This window comes from Pseudomonas sp. WS 5079, assembly GCF_012985465.1.
Taxonomy (GTDB): Bacteria; Pseudomonadota; Gammaproteobacteria; order Pseudomonadales; family Pseudomonadaceae; genus Aquipseudomonas.
The window spans coordinates 203020-219101 of the sequence record NZ_JAAQWN010000001.1 but is presented as its reverse complement, the minus strand read 5'-3'; the positions used below and the strand labels follow the sequence as shown (position 1 = coordinate 219101).

Below are 16082 nucleotides of genomic sequence, written 5' to 3'. Positions count from 1 at the left end.
GCGCACCGCTCAATAAATATGAAATCGACTGTTTACGGAAAACTTGTTAGGATCATTCCAAGCTTCAAAATGATAAGATAAGTTCAATTCTTTGCAACTGTGTATTTTGGGCGAGCTCAGTGTTACAGGAATTTGTGTAAGTTTTAATAATTTAGTTACAGTTTGTACAAGGATAAAACAACTGCGTACAAGTATTGCCAAGGAGGCACTATGAGATTGCATCGCATCAAATATTTCCGGCTCTCTCTACAAGAATCCGAGGGTAGCGCGGAGAAAAAAACGAGCCATGATGTATTTGACGCAGTGTTTTGCGATGAGGCTGCAGACAATGCCGCAAATCGCCCAGGCCTTGAACGGCTGATTCGCTATACACAGTGCGGGGATACCGTGGTTGTCGACAGCATGGCAGCGCTCACCTCCAGCATCGAGCAACTGTGTACCCTGATTCGCCGGTTGATTGAAAAGCAGGTAAACCTGGAGTTTTTGAGCGAAAACCTGGTTTTCCGACACGACTGCCTTGAAGTTATGGAGCCCATCATTGCGGTAATGGAGATGATCGCAGAGTTCGAACGCACTGCGACGATGGAAAGACAGGCAATAGGCATTGCCCGCGCAAAGATGCGGGGAGTTTATAGAGGGCGCAAGAAAAAACTGTCCGACAATCAGGTTGTAAGTTTAATTGACCGTGCCTGTGCGGGAGAAAGTAAATCTAAACTAGCGCGCGATTTTGAAATCAGTCGCCAGACACTTTATCGGTACTTGAGATCTACATAGCGGACTTGTCAGTCACATAATGAAGAGTCCATGGCATGTCCCTTAGATGACCGGCTCCAGGGCTATTTGCGAAACCGCATGCAGCACATCCGCAACCATGTGCTCGGCAGCGCTCTCCCCGTTGATAGGCAACACCGGCACCACCTGCCTTGAAATCCACGCCTCATGCCGCGCTCGATTGCGTCCGCTAAAAAGTGGGTCGTCATACTGCGAGGCCCACTCGCGAAAGGCGATATGTATTTCATGCATATCGCCACCTTGGGCAATACGTTCGCCAAAACGCGCCTTTTCACGCAGGTCCAGGCGCTGTAGGCGCACAGGTGTTGGTGTCGTCACAAAGACGATCAGGCTGGCATGGCTGATAAGCGCTTCTCCCCAGCCATCAGCAGAGCCGGTCAACACCCAGCCTTGATCGCCAAGTGTTCGCTTGATCAAACAGACGCGCTCGTTGGGTGGTCGCTTGGTTGTGAAAGGCGGATCGGTGGGTAACCAGTAAAAGTCGTCCACATCGACATGGGGTACGCCCAACGACGCTGCAAGGGTTTGCCCCAAGGTCGTGACGCCTGCACACGAAGCGCCGGTGATATAGATGCGCACTGTTCTCTCCATGAATGTAAGCGGCTTTGGAGTCTACGAGTTTTATCCACGCAGCGGGAATGGGGGCGGATCTGTTTAATTAAATGGATCTATCCCCTTTTGTTCTTGCTGAACCCCGTCGCCCCGCACTAAGATGCGACAAATTCTCAAATGCATTCAGTTATCGCGCGGAGGCTTTTCGTGTCGTCGCCACCCACTCCTTCAGCCCCTCACGCCGATATCCGCGCGCTGTACATCGATCATCACGCCTGGTTGCTGGACTGGTTGCGCAAGCGACTGCGTCACGGCGACAACGCTGCCGACCTGGCCCAGGACACCTTTGTGCACATCCTCGGCAAGCCGCAGCGGTTGCAGGAGTTGCGTCAGCCACGGGCGTGGCTGAGCACAGTGGCCCATGGGTTGCTGGTGGATCGCGTGCGCCGCCAACGGGTCGAGCGGGCTTACCTGCAAGCCATTGCCCACCTGCCGGAAGCTGGGGTGCCGTCGCCGGAATCGCAACTGATTCTGTTGGAAACCCTGGTGCGCGTCGACGCCCTGCTCGATGGCCTGCGGCCCAAGGTGCGCATGGCCTTCCTGATGTCGCGGCTCGAAGGCCTCAGCTACAAGGAGATCGCCGAGCGCCTGGCGATCAGCCTCAGCTCGGTGGAGAAGTACATGGCCACTGCCATTCGCCACTGCTACCTGGCGCAACGATGAGCGTTCCTGATGGCGTGCTCGATCAGGCGATCGGTTGGTTGGTGCGGATCGAATCCAGCGGCGCCACCCCCGAGGTCCTGGCAGCCTGCCAACGCTGGCGCCAGGCCGATGCGCTGCATGAAACCGCCTGGCAAGCGCTGCAAAAAATCGACGCGCCCTTCCAGAGCCTGGCCGCGCTGCCCGGCAGCGTGGCACTGGACACGCTGGAGCGCCTGAACAGCGGGCAGCGCAGCCGGCGCCAAGCGCTCAAGTTGCTGGGCATGGGGCTGCTTGCCAGCGGCGTTACCGGCTGGTCGCTGCGCGACAGCACGCTGGTGCCCTGGGGCGCGGACTATGCCACTGGGGTCGGCGAACGACGCCAGTTCCTGCTGGCTGACGGCACCCGCCTGCAACTGAACACCGCCAGTACGGTGGATGTGCAATTCAGCGCCCAGCGCCGGCTGATCACCCTGCGGCGTGGCGAGATTTTCATCGACACCGGCAAGGACAGTGCCGCACCCGGCGGGCGCCGCAGCTTCTGGGTCAGCAGCCGGCATGCACAGCTGCAAGCCATCGGCACCGCCTTTGCGGTGCGTGACGAGCCGCATGGCACGCGCCTGCGGGTCGAGGAGGGCGTGGTGGCCATTCATGGAAAAGGCGAGCCGATCCAGGTCGCTGCCGGTGAGCAATACCTGATTGATGCCAGCGGCAGCCACCGTGTCGAAGCCAGCCCCCTCAACGCCAGCGCCTGGACCCGTGGGCAGTTGGTGGCCAAACGCATGCGCCTGCACGACCTGACCGCCGAACTGGCGCGTTATCGCCACGGCTGGTTGCACTGTGACCCGGCCGTCGCGCAGTTGGAGGTGTCGGGCGTGTTCCAGCTCGACGACATCGACCGTGCCTTGAGTGCCCTGGGTGATTCGCTGCCGGTGCGCATCGAGCGCTTCACCCCGCTTTGGACCCGTGTCCTCGCTCGTTAAGCCGGATGAGAAAAAATCGCAAAAACTTTTACGGGTTTTGCCAAGCCCTTCGACAGACAGGCAATACACCTCGTGTTTAGGAGTGAGATAAATAGGAGGGGGTGTGCGAGATAATCATGGGATATTCCGGGGGAAACCGGGAGAAGATGATCAGGAATTGCAATTCTATTGCAGTGTGAACAACGCTCCTATGAAAGCTTGCCAAGTCCGTTTGGCTCCTGCCAGCCCCCGCCTACTGCCCATCATCCGATGCAAACAGATCACCTTGGTTGCGAGCAATTACAGCCAGCCGCATCCTCTTTACCACTTTGTAGACAAACTGCACCGAGAGATTATGTTTCATGGCGATCTCGCGTTGGTTGTGCCCTGTCCACTCATCAAAAATTTGAAGGTGTAGCTTCGATGCCTGCATGTGGACACCTTTCGGTATATAGAGTACCTGGCCTCCCCACACAGCGGCCATATGCATCGCCACTTCATTACCATGCGCCTCGGCAAGCTCGGAGCTGAGGCGCAATGTATCTCTAGCAGACTCAGCCACATGGGCGGCTAAAGCTTGAAGAAGCTCGCCTGGAGCGCTGCAAGGATCTTTCATACATCCTCCTTATTAGTCACCCGGTTATGCCACTGTTTCAGGTTTTCAATGACTCGGCTTGCCTGTGCTGTGTTGAGCCATTGCAATGCTGAGACCCGAGTCATGCCCAATACAAACTTGGCCAGCGCTGCCTCAGATGGATCTCGCACGACGCCGAGGTCATGCAGTGTCAACCAGAGCGAACGAATCTTTTTCGACTGCTCGTCGCCCGCTGGCGGCCGCTTTCCTGCCTTATTTGGACGAGGCTTAAAACCCTTCTGTTTGAGCTGTTCCAAAACCTTAAGCAGGTTTGGAACGTTCAAATCAGCGGTCGACGTTGCGCCGTCCAAACCTTTCATGCCAGCCAGCATCAGGCGATAGGTGTCGGCATCCATGCGCAGTTCTCGACGGGCGACATGTATCAACTTGATCAAGCGAAGGCGGTCCTGGTTGGAAGGCGCAGCTTTCATTGAGCACCTCCAACTGGCGAGTAGGCGTTGATGTGATTGAGGCGTTCTACGGCGTCAATGGCAGCATTCCAACCAGCGCCGAACTCACCTAACGAGCTTCCAGGCGGGTCACGTTCGGGTAGTACCACTGTTACTGGTTTCAATTTTCTCCCGATGCTACCGAGGCACAGCTCCATCACAGCACGTACTCCACCGCGCATGTCGTATGACTGCTTACATGCTGTCGCTTCGAACAAGCGAAATGCCTCATCGAGTGACACTGGCGCGACCTGGCACCGCTCCACATAGATCACTGGAACCCAGAGCGGACAGTTCAGAGGTTTTTCACCTGCTGCCATACGGCGCATATCGTTTGCAAAGTCAAAATGATTTGCCGCACTCGCACTTGCCAAGTTCAGACGATCCCATTCGCGCTGGCCCGGCTGACTGAGACCGTACTCATTTATTGCTTCTTGGGCCGCATCCCGTTCCGCCTCCCAGCTTTTGACTATAGCGTCATGGTAGGCCGCGGCCTGCAGCAGACCCGACAGTAGGTCTGTTGGCGGACTTTCTTGATCCAGGCTGCAACCGTTCGTGCAGCCGCCGCAGGCTCCGCAAGATTTAGGCGTAGCGAGCAAGTTACGCAGCTCATCGCGTTCTTCTTTGAGGGCATGCACCCAGTCGATGAACTTGCCCAGGTCGACAGCGTCGACCAATTCACTATGAGTCATGCCCATTGTTGGCGCTCCATCAACTCAATCGCTGCCTGTTGCGGATCTTCAACGTCGCCGTAGGACAACTCACGAATGAAGTCATCCATTTCGAGCTTCTCGTCGAGGGCGTGACCCGAAGACCACGCGGCCACTCGCAGTTCGCCGATTACCCGAGGGACTTCGTTGCCCATGCCTTCAACTACCAGGGTGTCGTACTTCGTTTCTATGACGTTCATTTCAAACCCCCATCGTCAAACGGGCGCGAGGCTGATGATTAACAGCCTGGTGCAGTTGAGCTGATTTACCCGCCTGATACCCCGCATCGGCAGAGCCCTCATCACGGGACTTGAGCTTACGGCGCTTCAAATCGACCGTTTTCAGTGACGGGTAGTTTTTGGCCATGTAAGCCTCAATTGCTTCCGCAATTTCGTCCTCAACACCAGCGAACTCTTCTACCTTTAGGGCCACAGCGTCGATCCAACCATGGGCAAAGGCATCGCCACGTGCAATTTTGGTGGACCGTTTGCACCGTTTTTGAGTAGCCAAGTAATCGCGCCGAGCTTTCTGGCACTGGCGCTCAAGCACCTGGTATGCATACCCCGATAGTTCAGGCGCGGCGCTGCAACCTATGAAGGTGAACACCGCTCTGGACCATGCTGGTGTGCTGTAGATTAAGTGTGTTCCGAATGCCGTAGCGCAGACCTGTGCTAGACGGACTCGCCAGGCCGGAGGCTCACCGTCCGATCCTGCTGGCACCTTTGACTCGCCAGCCATGCTGGCAAGCACATCACCCATCTCCAGGTTGTACAGCTCCATTAGCTTATGAGCCTGGCGCAGTGCAGTTTCAGCCTCATTGGGATTGCTGGTTTTGGACTTGGCCATCTCCAGGCACTTTTTGATTTTTTCCAGAGTGCGGTTGTTGTCCATGTCACTCTTCCTCCGAATCTATGTCTCGGCTGACGTTCTTCGTCACCGTGAGTGGGAACTTGCCAAACAGATCAAGGGCTGTGGCGCACCCCGCCTTGAAGCCTTTGCGCTCGTCGCCCACCAGCAGGACTTGCTGCCCATTTGCGCCGCGTAATACCAACTCGCTATCCGCTGGCGCCTGCACAATCATCTGCAGTTTCTGGACACGACCGGAATGCCACTGTTGGAGCAAGTTGATGATTTCCACGACTTCAGGGTCGTGGGTGTTCGCAGTCACTTGATCGGCCATGTCAGACACCCTCCAGAGGGGTGATACGCCACTTGCTATGCAGGCTCCCGACCGGGGCGCATGGCAGGCGTTCAACTTCAGCGGACACGCCTGGAAAGAGCTTTTCAGCCAGGCGCTTCACTGGGTATTCATAGTCATGGGTGCAGGACACACGCTTGCCCCGCACAGTACCGGTGACGTAGCCATCACCGTCCTGGCGTACCGAAACCTCCACCGGTACCAGCGGTTGTATCGAACGCACCGGGTACTTAATGCATTGGTCACGGGTATCCCCAGCGCGGAGAAACTCCACCAAACTGCCCACCTTAAGGTTTGCCAGGTTTACGACTCTTACTCCAGTCCATAGGCTGGAGTGGTAAGGCCAGCTTCCGGTGACGATGCCAGCCTCATCGACGGTCCACACCAGGAAGTCCTGATGGTGATCCTGAAACTCAATTAGCGTCTGGCTCATATCAGATGCTCCTGTCCACGGGACTTGGCATGACAAGTTCGATCTGTTCGACGGAGCAACCAAAATCACTCAGCGTCAGCACCAGTTCGAGCCCCTGGTTAAGGGCTAGGAGCGACCACCAGGCGCAGAAACAGAACCAAACGCTTTTCGGTATTTTGTGCAAAACGATAGTGGGACCATCTTTAGATATATGCATGTCACACCACCGCCAGGTCGAGAGGGATTGCTTTGTAGTTGTCCGAGTCGCCGATCCGCTCATACACACGGATATACACAGCACTTTCCAAGACCATGATTGAGTCTTTAACTGCCTGCATGGCAGCCTTCCAGTTGGCGTCATCGATCTCCAGCCGCAGCAGATCCAGTACGTCAGCGGTTTTGATCTGGCCGTTGCGGTTAGGGCTGAATGTGCGGTCGACAATAGCCATCAGATGGCCGTCAGCACCTTCGCTCCAGGCGCGAATGCAGCCGTAGACCAAGACCTTGGCGACTTCCATTTCTTCCGTGAACGTCAGACGGTCCGCATATGAACGTTGCACCTTGAACTTGCCGTCATAGGTCGCGATAGTGACGTTGCCTTTCTTGCCGCCCATCTGAACGCCGTAACGCTCACCGGCAATGCTGATCAAGTCGGCTACATCACCGAGCGCTTTCTTCTTGAAATTCTTCAGCGCTAGACTCAGTGCTTTGGCTTCATCAGTAAGCTGGCGTGCAACCTGGTCGCGAAGCTTGTCCTGGTCACGCACTTGGTCGAAAGGCACCAGGTGACCGACTGCGTTGCGGACAAAACCTTCTGGAATATTGATCTCAGACATTGGGCTGCTCCTTTTGGGCAAGCGCTGCTGCGCGGTCGATACGGTCAATTTCTGCAAGGACTAGCGCGCCAGCCTTGACCAGGTTGGTACGTCGGTCTCCGGGCTTCCAGCACTTGGCGTCCCACGGCCAAAGGACAAACCAATCAGTCAGGCTCTGTGGCATGGCGTAGCAAGCAGCTGCCTGTGCAAGCGACTCATCGGAATGCTCGTCATCGTGTTCCGGGTAAAAACACTCAACCTGGATCTGACGGATGCGCTCTGCCAGAACACTTTGCAGCGATGCTGGCGCCCCTTGGGCGTATTCCGTGGCGTTGAAGGACGCTTGGTCGGCAGCGATCAGTCGGTAGATGTCACGAATAAGGTTTGCATCGTCATGCATACCATCGAACAACTGGTCGAGTATCCAGGCATGCAAGTGGTTGTTAATTTCAGCTGGCATATTCATCAATGCACCTGCCTTGCGGATTGAGCCGCTTTCTGTTGCTGGTAGTGAGCCGCGAGGCGCTGCAGTTCGCTGTGGACATCGCTTAGATTGCCCGCGATCTGCAACTGGGCCAGCTTGACCAGGATGTTGTCCAACTGACGGGCGTACTGTTTTAGCTCAATGATCTGCAGATCCTTGTTGAACAGCTCGGTGGTAGCGCGCTTGAGTTCTTCACGTACCTGTTGGTCAGTGAGGAGGTCCGGGTTACACAGGGTCGAGCAGGCGTGAACAATGACTTCGCTCATTGACCCTGCTCCTTCACCAGTTCGAACCACACCACGTCAACACCACGAATGGTTACGGTGCTGTAGGTGAACGCCCCTTTGGTGCTGTAACGGATTGCCCGCAGTTCGTGCCCAAACCGCCGAGACAGCAAGTCGACGCTGTCCGGGCTGATAAAAATCTTGTTGTCCGACAAGACTGCGGATTGAGGCTGGATGCCAGCCTCGCGCAGGCTGCGGTTCAGGTCGTTGAAAGAGGCCAACTTTTCGGCGAAGTCGCCGCCGAGCGTGCCGGAACCGCCCTGTGTTGGTTGTACAGATGCACTCATCTCACACCCCCATCACAAATTCTGCGGTGACCAATGGGGCCCCCAGGTTGGCCGCAAGGTTCATAGCAGCAATCACCAGGTTGCCAATTGCCAGCGGGTACAAATACGAGATTGTTTCGTCTCTGCCCGCTTGGCGTGTTGACTGCGAAAGACGAGTTGCGACGGCCTTGATGCCGGATGCGTCAATGACTTCTCCGAGTGCTTTGCCTGCCCGCTCAAAACGAAACTTCAAGAACTCTTCCAGCCTCGCACCCTCGACCGGAGGGAGCTGTATGCGCTCGCAACGTTGAGCCACTTCGCGTACATCGGCATTACGCGAACTCAATTTCACCCCAAGCTCGGGCTGGCCGATAATGATGATGCTGACCAACTTGGTGAATCCCACCTCCAGCTCCAGGATGCGTTTGAGGTGCTTGAGTGTCGAAATTGGAAGGCTGTGAGCCTCTTCAATAAGTAGGCAATGGCGGTATCCAGCGGCATGCGACTCTTTAAGTGCCTTGTGCAGCTGGGCGAAACGAGCCTCTGGGCTACTCTTGGGCTTTGCCAGTGGCGCGACAGCGGCCATCATGGACTCAGCGATGTGAGTGCTTTTCAGCGCTTTGCCTCTGGATTCGTTGTCTTCGGAAGCCAGGACATAGGGCTCAATGATGATTACCGGGTCATTTTTCTCAGCCAAGCGGTTCACCAGGTCACGGCGCAGAGTGCTTTTACCGGCCCCGGATTCCCCCTCGACAGCAAGAAATCCTCCGTGTCTGGCGGTCTGATACATAGCTTCCCGGACATAGCGAATGTCGGGGCTGGTCCACATGTCCTGGGCGCAAGAAAGATCATCAAAGGGGTCGCGGAACAGGCCGAAGGCCTTGCGGGTAGGTGGCAACAGTGTTTGTTTTGGCAGTAACATAGGTTCGTCCTCCCCGGACGGCTCTTCTTTAAGGGCCGGAACTGTCGTGTTAGCGCACGGCAGGTCCACTTCTTCAAAGGCGCTAGCGATATCGGTATCGTTCGCGCCGGACTCGACCAGGAACACACGAATGCGCCCCTGTAATTCAGTACTGTTCAGGCTGCGCGGCCATAAGCTGTGGTTCAGCAACTGCGCGACTGCGGCCTCGCTGATCCCGAGTGAATCGGCCAAGGCCGATTGAGCCCGGCCTACCCCCTGCAACAAACGCTTCAGTTTCAACATCACTCACCTCCAACCGCTGACAGCACCAGGCTGAACGGTTTGCGAATGGCCTCGGCAGGTCGTTTTAGCTCGGCCTCGATGGCCTCAAGCTGTTCTTGGGAAATTCCTTGTGGGTACTGCTGCTGCAACCAACTGAAGGTTTCCGGCGTCCAGAGGTTGTCCAGGCGTGGGCGTAGGATCTTCGCGGCTTCAACATGGGTGAGCGGAACAAGCTCAACCGTAGGCACGTTGACGTTCAGCGACGTGCCCCTGCGCGGCATGTAGGCAGGCAGCAAGGTATCGGTCACATGTTTGTGCGGATCGATCAGGCCACCGAAGGAAGCTTTTTTTGCCTTGCGAGCAGACTCTGCGTCGGCTTGGTTTGTGGTGCCGGTGGCGATCTGCTCCAGCACCTTGCGTGATACCTGCGCAGGCGTTTCGGCATGGCTTTTGTGTTGCGTCCCAATCTGTGCGGCGGTTTCGGAGAAACCATACTGGTCGATGTTGATACGCTCGATGACGTGGTACTGCTCCCGACCGTCCGCGCCCACCAGGACCGCGATTGCGGAGTCCTGATCGCGCCAGCAGTTGCGGGTGATCAGCAGCTTCTCGCCGACCATGACATCGGGCACTGTGCTGACATCAAACTGGGCGCCTCGAAACGAAACCTGCAGCAGGTTGCTGACCTTACGTTCTTCTGGCGTGCTGACGGCCAGCTCGCGGCAAACGGCAATGCTGGGGGCCAGGCGCAGCTGATCCGCCTGAATCAGCTGCCATACGCCGTAGCGTGTGCGCTGCGTGCGGCTGTGAATCGAGGTTGCATTGAAGAACCGCATCCACTGGCCAGCCCAGTCGTTGATCTGTTCCAGCGTTTCCGCCGCCTTGAACTTCAAGGCACTTTCAAATTCGCGCTCAACGATGTTGTGCGCCTGCTCAACCTGACCCTTGGCGCGTGCGTTGCCGACCTGGTTGATAATCAGGTTGATGGACATGGCGCGGCACAAGTTGCGAAAGATGCTGCTGGTCATGGCCGCACCGGGGTCGGTCATCAACATCCAGGGCACGCCGTGGAATGGGTCCGCCTCATGGCGCTTTTGCATGGCGTTGATTAAGACGCTGCTGAGATTCTCTGCGGACTCCGCACCCAGGACATACTCCAGGTACAACGTGCCGCTGGTGTGGTCGGTGATCACGTAACGCCACAAACGCTGGCGCTCTATCTTCTTCAGGTTGGCGGGTTTGCCATCGTAGAAAACAGCCTTGTCCATCGCCTTGGCGCCGTCATCGGCCAAATAGAACTGAGTGGAGATTGAGGCGTCGACCTGCCAAACGTGGTTCGGATGGTTGCTGGCCAGCGACACTGCCGGGGCGTCATGCAGCAGTTGATCCGGGTGCAATTTGTAGCTGCGCAGAGCCTGGGCTATCGCGCTATTACTCAGCGGGAGAAACTCCCCCGTCTCTTCATTAATGCGACCTGCCAAGATCAACTTGTTACTGCGCAGCCGCTCAACCGCCCGCTCGATGGTGGACAGTTGCTTGCCATTGGCACGGATAGACTCCAGAAGTACAGCCGATATTTGCTGTGCCTCTTCCAAAGGCAGAGAGCTGCAGCCCGCATCACTTCGGCGTTTGCGTTGCTTGGGCACTGAGACCTCCTTTAGCTTGCGCTGTAGGGTTTGAATGGAAATACCCAGCTCGGCAGCGCCAGCCTTGTAAAGAGCGGTACGCTGACCGTGCGGTGTGATGGCTGCTCGCTGGGCGATCTGCGCCAGTTGTTGAGCTTGCACAGGGTTCATGCTCAAGCCTCGTCTTTAGCCATCCAGACGGGGTCTTCGTTTTCCCGGTGTTCAGGCAGGTGAAAGTCGCTGCGCAGGGTTGCCAGGGCCAGCTCAAGTTGGCGAATCAGGTCGGCTTGATAGAAGCGATGGTCTTGGCCATGTTCTGCGCCGTGTTCGGCCATCTGGTTGAAGCCTTCGCGTAGCTTGCCGAGCACAGTCAGCTCGAAATCCGTTGCTAGGGAATGCACCTCGACGCGAAGGTCTTTGATGACCTCGTCAGGGGTGGCGAATTGGATACGTTTGCGGGTTTTGTTCAGCTCCTGCTCGACGGTATTCAGCTCTTTGCGTTTTTCCGCCAACACTTCGCCCTGGGCCTCATAATCGGCGTTAACATCGTCCAGCTGCTGGCTGAGCTTTGCGTTGCGCGCCAGAATCTCTTCGGCCAGGTCGACAAAGGCTTCTTTGTCGCCAGTCTTGGCGACCTCGATCAGGGCGGCTTGTGCGTCTTCAGGCAGGCGGCGGTATTGGCGCATTTCCCGGTAGCCGATGCCCATGCGGGACATGGATTCGAGGGCTTCTTCGCCGAAGGCGCGAAGGTTGGCGATATCTCTATCCGTATGCTCGACTGAGCGCCCAAGCTGGTTGCAGAACTCTTCCCATGAGCCGCTCAAAATTCCGTCACCGTGTGGGTTTTTCTTTCCCTTTAAAGCCCGATACAGCTTGTTTTCCTTAACATATGCGAGCTTGGAAGCCGTCACCGTGACGGAAAATTTTGCGAATGCGTCAGACATTTGTGCTTGCCCCATGAGCTGATTGAGCAGGTCGCGCTCATCGCTATGGGAAGCAAGCATTGTTGCCATTGCGTTCTGGTCGGCTGTCAGTGCTTCGCCATTCAAGGCGGGCAGATCTATAGCATCAGCGGTTGGATTTTTGGTGCGTGCCATGGTGTTCCCCTTAGATCATTGAGCCTGCGGCAATGCGTTGATTGGTTTCCTGCATGCGGTTATGCAACTTGGACATGTGTTCGGCGTGTGCCTGGGCGATCTGCAGCATGGCCACAGAGTGGGCAAACCGACCGTTATCCAACTTCACCGCCAACCCTTCTTCAATCAGGGTCTGCATAGCGCGGGTGATGTTGCTCGGGCTGTCCTCGGTGAGGTGAGCCAGCTCCGCGTTGCTGAGGCCGGTTATGGTGTGGCCCTTCAGTGCTTTCAGCACGCCAAGTACGCGGGCTGCTCCCGTGGCCGTGCGGCTCATGGCTGCCCCTCCAGTTCAAGTTGTGGGTGCTGGGTTTGGCTGACGTTGCCCCGGTGCCAGGCAAGCCCTTCCATGGCGGCCTGAATGGCTGCAAGCGTTTCGTCGGCTTCACTGTTCTTGGCATAGAAAGCAAGGAGCTTTCCGGCCGCTGTTGTCAGCAGTTCTTGGAGGACCTGTGTGTCCTGAGCAGTGCAATTGCGCCCGGTTGGTATCTCGATGGTGATGCGGCCCGCACTAGCAGCGATCCAACGGGTGACGTAATCGCAGTTGCACGCCCGCTCGTATGGACGAATTAAGTTGGCTGGCATGCGACCAGTTTGTAACCATTTATATAGGGCCCAGTGGTCAGACAGGCCCATTTCAACGGCAATACGCTCTACGCTCGCGTTCTGCGCCTCTTTTGCAAAGTCTTTGCACAGCTCTAGGGCGTGGCGCAGAGAGGTGGGTTGAAGGTTCTTCCAGCGGCGACGATTCATTGGATACCCCCAAAAAAGCGGCCTTCCAAACAAAAACATTTTTTGCAGCTAGCCAAACGGGTTGCGCCAGTTGCAAAGTTTTGCGGTACATTCGCAAACAGAGACATGGCTATGACCGACCGTATTGATGCGCTTGAGGCGCAAGTGAATGCATTGGCACAGGGCTGGTTACGCCTTGCGGCAGTTCTTGAGATCGAAGGTTTTGTAACCGGTGATGGGTTGGAGCAAGCATTGCGGCAGATACGTTGGCCTGGGCAACCGATTGAGGTTGAAGCCACAAAGACGTTGGCCTGGTTGTGCGATCAATTGGCAGAGGCGCGTATGTCTCGCCAACTTTCGGCGCAGCCGACAGGAATCCGAAACGGTCGGTGCTGATTTGTAAGGCGGCCATTACGCTGCCAACGCCGATGAAGGTTTCAGCCCAAGTTTCACCGCAATATCGTGGGCCCTTCCGTAATGGGCTTTGTCTTGCCCATTGAGAACGCGGTACACCGAAGTACGGCTGTAGCCGTTTTCGATAGCCCATTGAGTGATCGTTTTGCCGACGCGCCGGAAGTTTTCTTTCACCTGGTCGGCGGTTAGGGCTTTGGCATGGGTGGCCATGGTGGTGGCTCCTGTGATGCAAAGATGATTAGTGTTTGTGTAGATTATTTTGGTGGGATATATACACCGTGTCAACAGATTTGGTGGAATTAATACACGTTCGCCTGCGCGAAGAAATCGACCGCTGCGGTATGTCGCTGGCGGCGGCGTCTCGCGCCGCAAACGAAACAAGCTCGCAAAGGCTCAAGGATGTTGTTTCTGGAAGGCAGAAATGCCCAGCTGACCTGATAGCGAAACTCATGGGCATCGGCGTTGATGCCATGTATGTCCTCACGGGAGATCGCTCTCTGTCTGTATCGAGTAAATTGGCTCCGGACGAAGAAGTGCTGCTCGACGAGTATCGATCTCTTGATACCGCAAGCAAAAAGCGCGCACTCACCTCCCTACTGATTGGCGAAGGTACCGCTACGGAAGGGGTCAAACAGGGGATACACACAAGTAAGCAAACCGTTTCCGGATCTAATCACCGAGTAGCTGGGCGAGATTTCATTACGAAGGAGTGATAGGAAATGGGGATCAATGGGGATAACAATCGTGTAGCCGGGCGCGACTATTACGAGCTGAACGCGGTTTTGAAATTGACGCCCGAGCAGCTTCGGCAGGTATCTATCAAACCCTGTGCCCGATGCGAAGATCGAATTGTTAGCTCTGATGCAACCATTTGTAATCAATGCCGTAGCGAGCTTGAAACGAAGGCCGAAAATGAGCGCTTGCAGCGCTATGGCGTCCTAATCCTGTTCGTTTGGGGACTGCTGACAACTTGGTTGAATGCGCACCCCCCTGGAGTATCTCCGCAAGTTTTTTTTGCGCTAGGAGCCGCCTCTGTAATGATTGTTGTAATTGGGGCCGTGGTTTGGCACGGGCTTCGAAGATCGTTCAACGGCAGTTAGGCTTCGCGCCTTGTAGGGAAGCTACTTGTAAAACTGTTCAAAAGGAGTAGCCAATGAACGGGCGCAGTAAGAAGTATCAATTTTTGGCGCTCACCCTGTTGCTATCATCAGCGGTGAGTGCATCATCATTTACAGGGCCTAGCCCAGAAGCACTTAAGAGAGCGACATCACAGATGGACGCCCTAGATAAGGCCATGGTCGACGGTGTCAAAGTGTTGAAAGCAGGAGACCTGAAATCCATTGGGGCACATAGCGGGCATTTCATTTCACTAGTAAATTCTGGCAAAGCTTTGTTTGGACCGTCGGTCCTAGATCCTTTGGGACGCTGCAGTTCCGCAGGTATCTATGCGCAAAGTTGGTGGGCCGCTCAAGTGACCGCCGCGCAAAAAGGCGGCGTAGAGTCTATCTCTGGCTCAATTCAAGACACCTTGGAGCGGTTCAAAGGAGACCGGGCGGAATGCCTAAAGTCTGCGGACCCAATAGTTTCAGCGAAAATAGAAGCCGAAAGTGACGCAGAGCTACAGACGAGGTTTGGTGGCGGTCGAGAATGTCTCAAGTCATACAAAATTGATCCTGTAACAAAAAAAACAATTGAAATACCAAGGGCCGCACACTGTAAAAACGGTCCCACATAAATCTCTTTAAACCCGATTAAAAGCCTTCCTGGCACACGCCGCCCATCATGGCGGCGTGTGTATTTCTGGCGCCTGGAACCTACGGCGCCTTTACAGGAGGCGTCCCATGCGACCCGAAAACCCTCGCGGCATCCGCAACTTCAACCCCGGCAACATTCGCCACGCCAAGGGTGTGCGCTGGCAAGGCATGGCTGTTGCCCAGGACGACCAAGCCTTCGTCCAATACACCGCCCCCCGCTGGGGTATTCGCGCCATTGCCCGCGTACTGATCACCTATCAGGACAAGCGTCGAGCGGCTGACGGCAGCCGAATCGACACCGTGCGCGAGATCATCGAGCGCTGGGCGCCGCCCTCCGAAAACAATACCAACGCCTACGCAGCCAGCGTGGCCCGCGCCTTGGGACTCGATCCTGACCATGAAGGTGTGGACGTTTACGACTTCGATGTCATGCGCACACTGGTGCTGGCGATCATTCGCCACGAAAACGGTGCTGGGCCGCTGCCCGGTGGTCAGTGGTATGGCGAATCGATTATTGCTGATGGGTTGACTCTCGCGGGCATTGAGCGCCGCACCAAGCACGGTCAGGCCAGCGGGAGTGCAGCATGAAGGGAGTCAAACCCATCTGCGACTGGCGCTGCTGCTACCGGCTTTACAGCGTCCAGATCACCATTCTGATCGCGTTTCTGGGGCTCGCTCAGTTGGAGTTGCTACCAATGTGGCAAGCACAGCTCTCGCCACGCGCTTATGCCGTCCTGAACAGTGGTCTGGCGGTAGTCTTGTTCTTCGCCCGACTGATCAAACAAGGCCCGCCCGAGGAGACGTTGCCATGAGACTCAACCTCTTCAGTCAGCTTTTCTCCGCGCTGGTGGCCGGGGTCACCTGGTGGAACCGTCTGGCGTCACCTCACCCCGTTTCTGGAAGCTGGATCAGGGCTTCAGTCATTCCGCCTCTGCGAAGAGGCAAGACCGGAATCGTTGCGGCCAAGCGTCGAGCGCGAAAATC

The 16082-nt window shown here is 56.2% G+C and carries 26 protein-coding genes; 8 read left to right on the top strand and 18 right to left on the bottom strand.

Features of this window, described 5'->3' with window-relative positions; genetic code table 11:
- Nucleotides 1-210: 210 nt before the first annotated feature.
- Nucleotides 211-774, top strand: coding sequence for a recombinase family protein (locus HBO05_RS01095; protein ID WP_170041467.1), 564 nt, complete (start codon nucleotides 211-213; stop codon nucleotides 772-774).
- A gap of 42 nt (nucleotides 775-816) precedes the next feature.
- Here HBO05_RS01095 and HBO05_RS01090 read toward each other — a convergent pair whose 3' ends face one another.
- On the bottom strand, nucleotides 817-1371 hold the full coding sequence (locus HBO05_RS01090; protein WP_172311315.1) for an adenylate kinase: 555 nt from the start codon (nucleotides 1369-1371) through the stop codon (nucleotides 817-819).
- Between the two features lie 180 nt (nucleotides 1372-1551).
- On the opposite strand from HBO05_RS01090, the gene HBO05_RS01085 reads away from it, so the two are divergent.
- Both HBO05_RS01085 and HBO05_RS01080 read left to right on the top strand, forming a co-directional pair.
- Nucleotides 1552-2067: a sigma-70 family RNA polymerase sigma factor gene (locus tag HBO05_RS01085; RefSeq protein WP_172311313.1), complete on the top strand. Its 516-nt coding sequence runs from the start codon at nucleotides 1552-1554 to the stop codon at nucleotides 2065-2067.
- Nucleotides 2064-3026, top strand: a complete 963-nt coding sequence (locus HBO05_RS01080) for a FecR family protein (protein ID WP_172311311.1) — start codon at nucleotides 2064-2066, stop codon at nucleotides 3024-3026. The genes HBO05_RS01085 and HBO05_RS01080 overlap by 4 nt, the downstream gene beginning before the upstream one ends.
- 232 nt (nucleotides 3027-3258) lie before the next feature.
- Here the strand turns inward: HBO05_RS01080 and HBO05_RS01075 are convergent, their stop codons facing one another.
- From HBO05_RS01075 to HBO05_RS01000, 16 genes are all read right to left on the bottom strand, one after another.
- Entirely contained in the window at nucleotides 3259-3621 is a 363-nt protein-coding gene (locus tag HBO05_RS01075; RefSeq protein ID WP_172311309.1) for a Mor transcription activator family protein, read from the bottom strand.
- A complete protein-coding gene (locus HBO05_RS01070; protein WP_172311307.1) occupies nucleotides 3618-4070 on the bottom strand; it encodes a regulatory protein GemA in 453 nt (150 codons plus the stop codon). The genes HBO05_RS01075 and HBO05_RS01070 overlap by 4 nt, the downstream gene beginning before the upstream one ends.
- Nucleotides 4067-4786: a hypothetical protein gene (locus tag HBO05_RS01065; protein ID WP_172311305.1), complete on the bottom strand. Its 720-nt coding sequence runs from the start codon at nucleotides 4784-4786 to the stop codon at nucleotides 4067-4069. Before HBO05_RS01065 ends, HBO05_RS01070 begins: the two co-directional genes overlap by 4 nt.
- The gene (locus HBO05_RS01060) at nucleotides 4777-4998 is read right to left on the bottom strand and encodes a hypothetical protein (RefSeq protein ID WP_172311303.1); all 222 of its coding nucleotides are present in this window, start codon (nucleotides 4996-4998) and stop codon (nucleotides 4777-4779) included. The genes HBO05_RS01065 and HBO05_RS01060 overlap by 10 nt, the downstream gene beginning before the upstream one ends.
- 1 nt (nucleotide 4999) lies before the next feature.
- Nucleotides 5000-5689: a DUF2786 domain-containing protein gene (locus tag HBO05_RS01055; RefSeq protein ID WP_172311301.1), complete on the bottom strand. Its 690-nt coding sequence runs from the start codon at nucleotides 5687-5689 to the stop codon at nucleotides 5000-5002.
- 1 nt (nucleotide 5690) lies between these two features.
- On the bottom strand, nucleotides 5691-5978 hold the full coding sequence (locus HBO05_RS01050; RefSeq protein ID WP_172311299.1) for a hypothetical protein: 288 nt from the start codon (nucleotides 5976-5978) through the stop codon (nucleotides 5691-5693).
- Between the two features lies 1 nt (nucleotide 5979).
- Nucleotides 5980-6429, bottom strand: a complete 450-nt coding sequence (locus tag HBO05_RS01045) for a hypothetical protein (protein ID WP_172311297.1) — start codon at nucleotides 6427-6429, stop codon at nucleotides 5980-5982.
- A gap of 197 nt (nucleotides 6430-6626) precedes the next feature.
- Nucleotides 6627-7244 (bottom strand): DUF3164 family protein, encoded by a 618-nt coding sequence (locus tag HBO05_RS01040; protein WP_172311295.1) that lies wholly within the window; start codon nucleotides 7242-7244, stop codon nucleotides 6627-6629.
- Nucleotides 7237-7689 carry a hypothetical protein gene (locus tag HBO05_RS29150; RefSeq protein ID WP_172311293.1) on the bottom strand — a complete coding sequence of 151 codons (453 nt, stop codon included), beginning with the start codon at nucleotides 7687-7689 and terminating at the stop codon, nucleotides 7237-7239. The genes HBO05_RS01040 and HBO05_RS29150 overlap by 8 nt, the downstream gene beginning before the upstream one ends.
- A complete protein-coding gene (locus HBO05_RS01030) occupies nucleotides 7689-7973 on the bottom strand; it encodes a hypothetical protein (RefSeq protein ID WP_172311291.1) in 285 nt (94 codons plus the stop codon). The genes HBO05_RS29150 and HBO05_RS01030 overlap by 1 nt, the downstream gene beginning before the upstream one ends.
- The gene (locus tag HBO05_RS01025; protein WP_172311289.1) at nucleotides 7970-8278 is read right to left on the bottom strand and encodes a hypothetical protein; all 309 of its coding nucleotides are present in this window, start codon (nucleotides 8276-8278) and stop codon (nucleotides 7970-7972) included. The genes HBO05_RS01030 and HBO05_RS01025 overlap by 4 nt, the downstream gene beginning before the upstream one ends.
- A 1-nt stretch (nucleotide 8279) precedes the next feature.
- Complete coding sequence (locus tag HBO05_RS01020) at nucleotides 8280-9461, bottom strand: AAA family ATPase (RefSeq protein ID WP_172311287.1); 1182 nt, start codon at nucleotides 9459-9461, stop codon at nucleotides 8280-8282.
- A complete protein-coding gene (locus HBO05_RS01015; RefSeq protein ID WP_172311285.1) occupies nucleotides 9461-11236 on the bottom strand; it encodes a DDE-type integrase/transposase/recombinase in 1776 nt (591 codons plus the stop codon). Before HBO05_RS01015 ends, HBO05_RS01020 begins: the two co-directional genes overlap by 1 nt.
- Nucleotides 11237-11238: 2 nt before the next feature.
- Nucleotides 11239-12162, bottom strand: coding sequence for a hypothetical protein (locus tag HBO05_RS01010; RefSeq protein ID WP_172311283.1), 924 nt, complete (start codon nucleotides 12160-12162; stop codon nucleotides 11239-11241).
- A 10-nt stretch (nucleotides 12163-12172) separates the two neighbouring features.
- On the bottom strand, nucleotides 12173-12475 hold the full coding sequence (locus HBO05_RS01005) for a helix-turn-helix domain-containing protein (RefSeq protein WP_172311281.1): 303 nt from the start codon (nucleotides 12473-12475) through the stop codon (nucleotides 12173-12175).
- The gene (locus HBO05_RS01000; protein WP_172311279.1) at nucleotides 12472-12951 is read right to left on the bottom strand and encodes a hypothetical protein; all 480 of its coding nucleotides are present in this window, start codon (nucleotides 12949-12951) and stop codon (nucleotides 12472-12474) included. Before HBO05_RS01000 ends, HBO05_RS01005 begins: the two co-directional genes overlap by 4 nt.
- Nucleotides 12952-13062: 111 nt before the next feature.
- Between HBO05_RS01000 and HBO05_RS00995 the strand changes: the two genes are divergently transcribed.
- Entirely contained in the window at nucleotides 13063-13326 is a 264-nt protein-coding gene (locus HBO05_RS00995; protein ID WP_222932555.1) for a hypothetical protein, read from the top strand.
- A 15-nt stretch (nucleotides 13327-13341) separates the two neighbouring features.
- On the opposite strand, the gene HBO05_RS00990 is transcribed toward HBO05_RS00995, so the two are convergent.
- Nucleotides 13342-13554, bottom strand: coding sequence for a DNA-binding protein (locus HBO05_RS00990; protein WP_172311275.1), 213 nt, complete (start codon nucleotides 13552-13554; stop codon nucleotides 13342-13344).
- 68 nt (nucleotides 13555-13622) lie between these two features.
- On the opposite strand from HBO05_RS00990, the gene HBO05_RS00985 reads away from it, so the two are divergent.
- From HBO05_RS00985 to HBO05_RS00970, 4 genes are all read left to right on the top strand, one after another.
- The gene (locus HBO05_RS00985) at nucleotides 13623-14057 is read left to right on the top strand and encodes a hypothetical protein (RefSeq protein WP_172311273.1); all 435 of its coding nucleotides are present in this window, start codon (nucleotides 13623-13625) and stop codon (nucleotides 14055-14057) included.
- A 440-nt stretch (nucleotides 14058-14497) separates the two neighbouring features.
- Nucleotides 14498-15079 carry a hypothetical protein gene (locus HBO05_RS00980; protein WP_172311271.1) on the top strand — a complete coding sequence of 194 codons (582 nt, stop codon included), beginning with the start codon at nucleotides 14498-14500 and terminating at the stop codon, nucleotides 15077-15079.
- Between the two features lie 106 nt (nucleotides 15080-15185).
- Complete coding sequence (locus tag HBO05_RS00975; protein ID WP_172311269.1) at nucleotides 15186-15686, top strand: structural protein; 501 nt, start codon at nucleotides 15186-15188, stop codon at nucleotides 15684-15686.
- Nucleotides 15683-15910, top strand: a complete 228-nt coding sequence (locus tag HBO05_RS00970; protein WP_172311267.1) for a hypothetical protein — start codon at nucleotides 15683-15685, stop codon at nucleotides 15908-15910. The genes HBO05_RS00975 and HBO05_RS00970 overlap by 4 nt, the downstream gene beginning before the upstream one ends.
- The last annotated feature ends 172 nt before the right edge of the window (nucleotides 15911-16082 follow it).

Bases quoted from the DNA above. Each gene is read 5' to 3' on its own strand.
- HBO05_RS01095 (WP_170041467.1), top strand. From the start codon at position 211: ATGAGATTGCATCGCATCAAATATTTCCGGCTCTCTCTACAAGAATCC.
- HBO05_RS01080 (WP_172311311.1), top strand. From the start codon at position 2,064: ATGAGCGTTCCTGATGGCGTGCTCGATCAGGCGATCGGTTGGTTGGTG.
- HBO05_RS01075 (WP_172311309.1), bottom strand. From the start codon at position 3,621: ATGAAAGATCCTTGCAGCGCTCCAGGCGAGCTTCTTCAAGCTTTAGCC.
- HBO05_RS01070 (WP_172311307.1), bottom strand. From the start codon at position 4,070: ATGAAAGCTGCGCCTTCCAACCAGGACCGCCTTCGCTTGATCAAGTTG.
- HBO05_RS01065 (WP_172311305.1), bottom strand. From the start codon at position 4,786: ATGGGCATGACTCATAGTGAATTGGTCGACGCTGTCGACCTGGGCAAG.
- HBO05_RS01060 (WP_172311303.1), bottom strand. From the start codon at position 4,998: ATGAACGTCATAGAAACGAAGTACGACACCCTGGTAGTTGAAGGCATG.
- HBO05_RS01055 (WP_172311301.1), bottom strand. From the start codon at position 5,689: ATGGACAACAACCGCACTCTGGAAAAAATCAAAAAGTGCCTGGAGATG.
- HBO05_RS01050 (WP_172311299.1), bottom strand. From the start codon at position 5,978: ATGGCCGATCAAGTGACTGCGAACACCCACGACCCTGAAGTCGTGGAA.
- HBO05_RS01045 (WP_172311297.1), bottom strand. From the start codon at position 6,429: ATGAGCCAGACGCTAATTGAGTTTCAGGATCACCATCAGGACTTCCTG.
- HBO05_RS01040 (WP_172311295.1), bottom strand. From the start codon at position 7,244: ATGTCTGAGATCAATATTCCAGAAGGTTTTGTCCGCAACGCAGTCGGT.
- HBO05_RS29150 (WP_172311293.1), bottom strand. From the start codon at position 7,689: ATGAATATGCCAGCTGAAATTAACAACCACTTGCATGCCTGGATACTC.
- HBO05_RS01030 (WP_172311291.1), bottom strand. From the start codon at position 7,973: ATGAGCGAAGTCATTGTTCACGCCTGCTCGACCCTGTGTAACCCGGAC.
- HBO05_RS01025 (WP_172311289.1), bottom strand. From the start codon at position 8,278: ATGAGTGCATCTGTACAACCAACACAGGGCGGTTCCGGCACGCTCGGC.
- HBO05_RS01020 (WP_172311287.1), bottom strand. From the start codon at position 9,461: ATGTTGAAACTGAAGCGTTTGTTGCAGGGGGTAGGCCGGGCTCAATCG.
- HBO05_RS01015 (WP_172311285.1), bottom strand. From the start codon at position 11,236: ATGAACCCTGTGCAAGCTCAACAACTGGCGCAGATCGCCCAGCGAGCA.
- HBO05_RS01010 (WP_172311283.1), bottom strand. From the start codon at position 12,162: ATGGCACGCACCAAAAATCCAACCGCTGATGCTATAGATCTGCCCGCC.
- HBO05_RS01005 (WP_172311281.1), bottom strand. From the start codon at position 12,475: ATGAGCCGCACGGCCACGGGAGCAGCCCGCGTACTTGGCGTGCTGAAA.
- HBO05_RS01000 (WP_172311279.1), bottom strand. From the start codon at position 12,951: ATGAATCGTCGCCGCTGGAAGAACCTTCAACCCACCTCTCTGCGCCAC.
- HBO05_RS00995 (WP_222932555.1), top strand. From the start codon at position 13,063: ATGACCGACCGTATTGATGCGCTTGAGGCGCAAGTGAATGCATTGGCA.
- HBO05_RS00990 (WP_172311275.1), bottom strand. From the start codon at position 13,554: ATGGCCACCCATGCCAAAGCCCTAACCGCCGACCAGGTGAAAGAAAAC.
- HBO05_RS00980 (WP_172311271.1), top strand. From the start codon at position 14,498: ATGAACGGGCGCAGTAAGAAGTATCAATTTTTGGCGCTCACCCTGTTG.
- HBO05_RS00975 (WP_172311269.1), top strand. From the start codon at position 15,186: ATGCGACCCGAAAACCCTCGCGGCATCCGCAACTTCAACCCCGGCAAC.
- HBO05_RS00970 (WP_172311267.1), top strand. From the start codon at position 15,683: ATGAAGGGAGTCAAACCCATCTGCGACTGGCGCTGCTGCTACCGGCTT.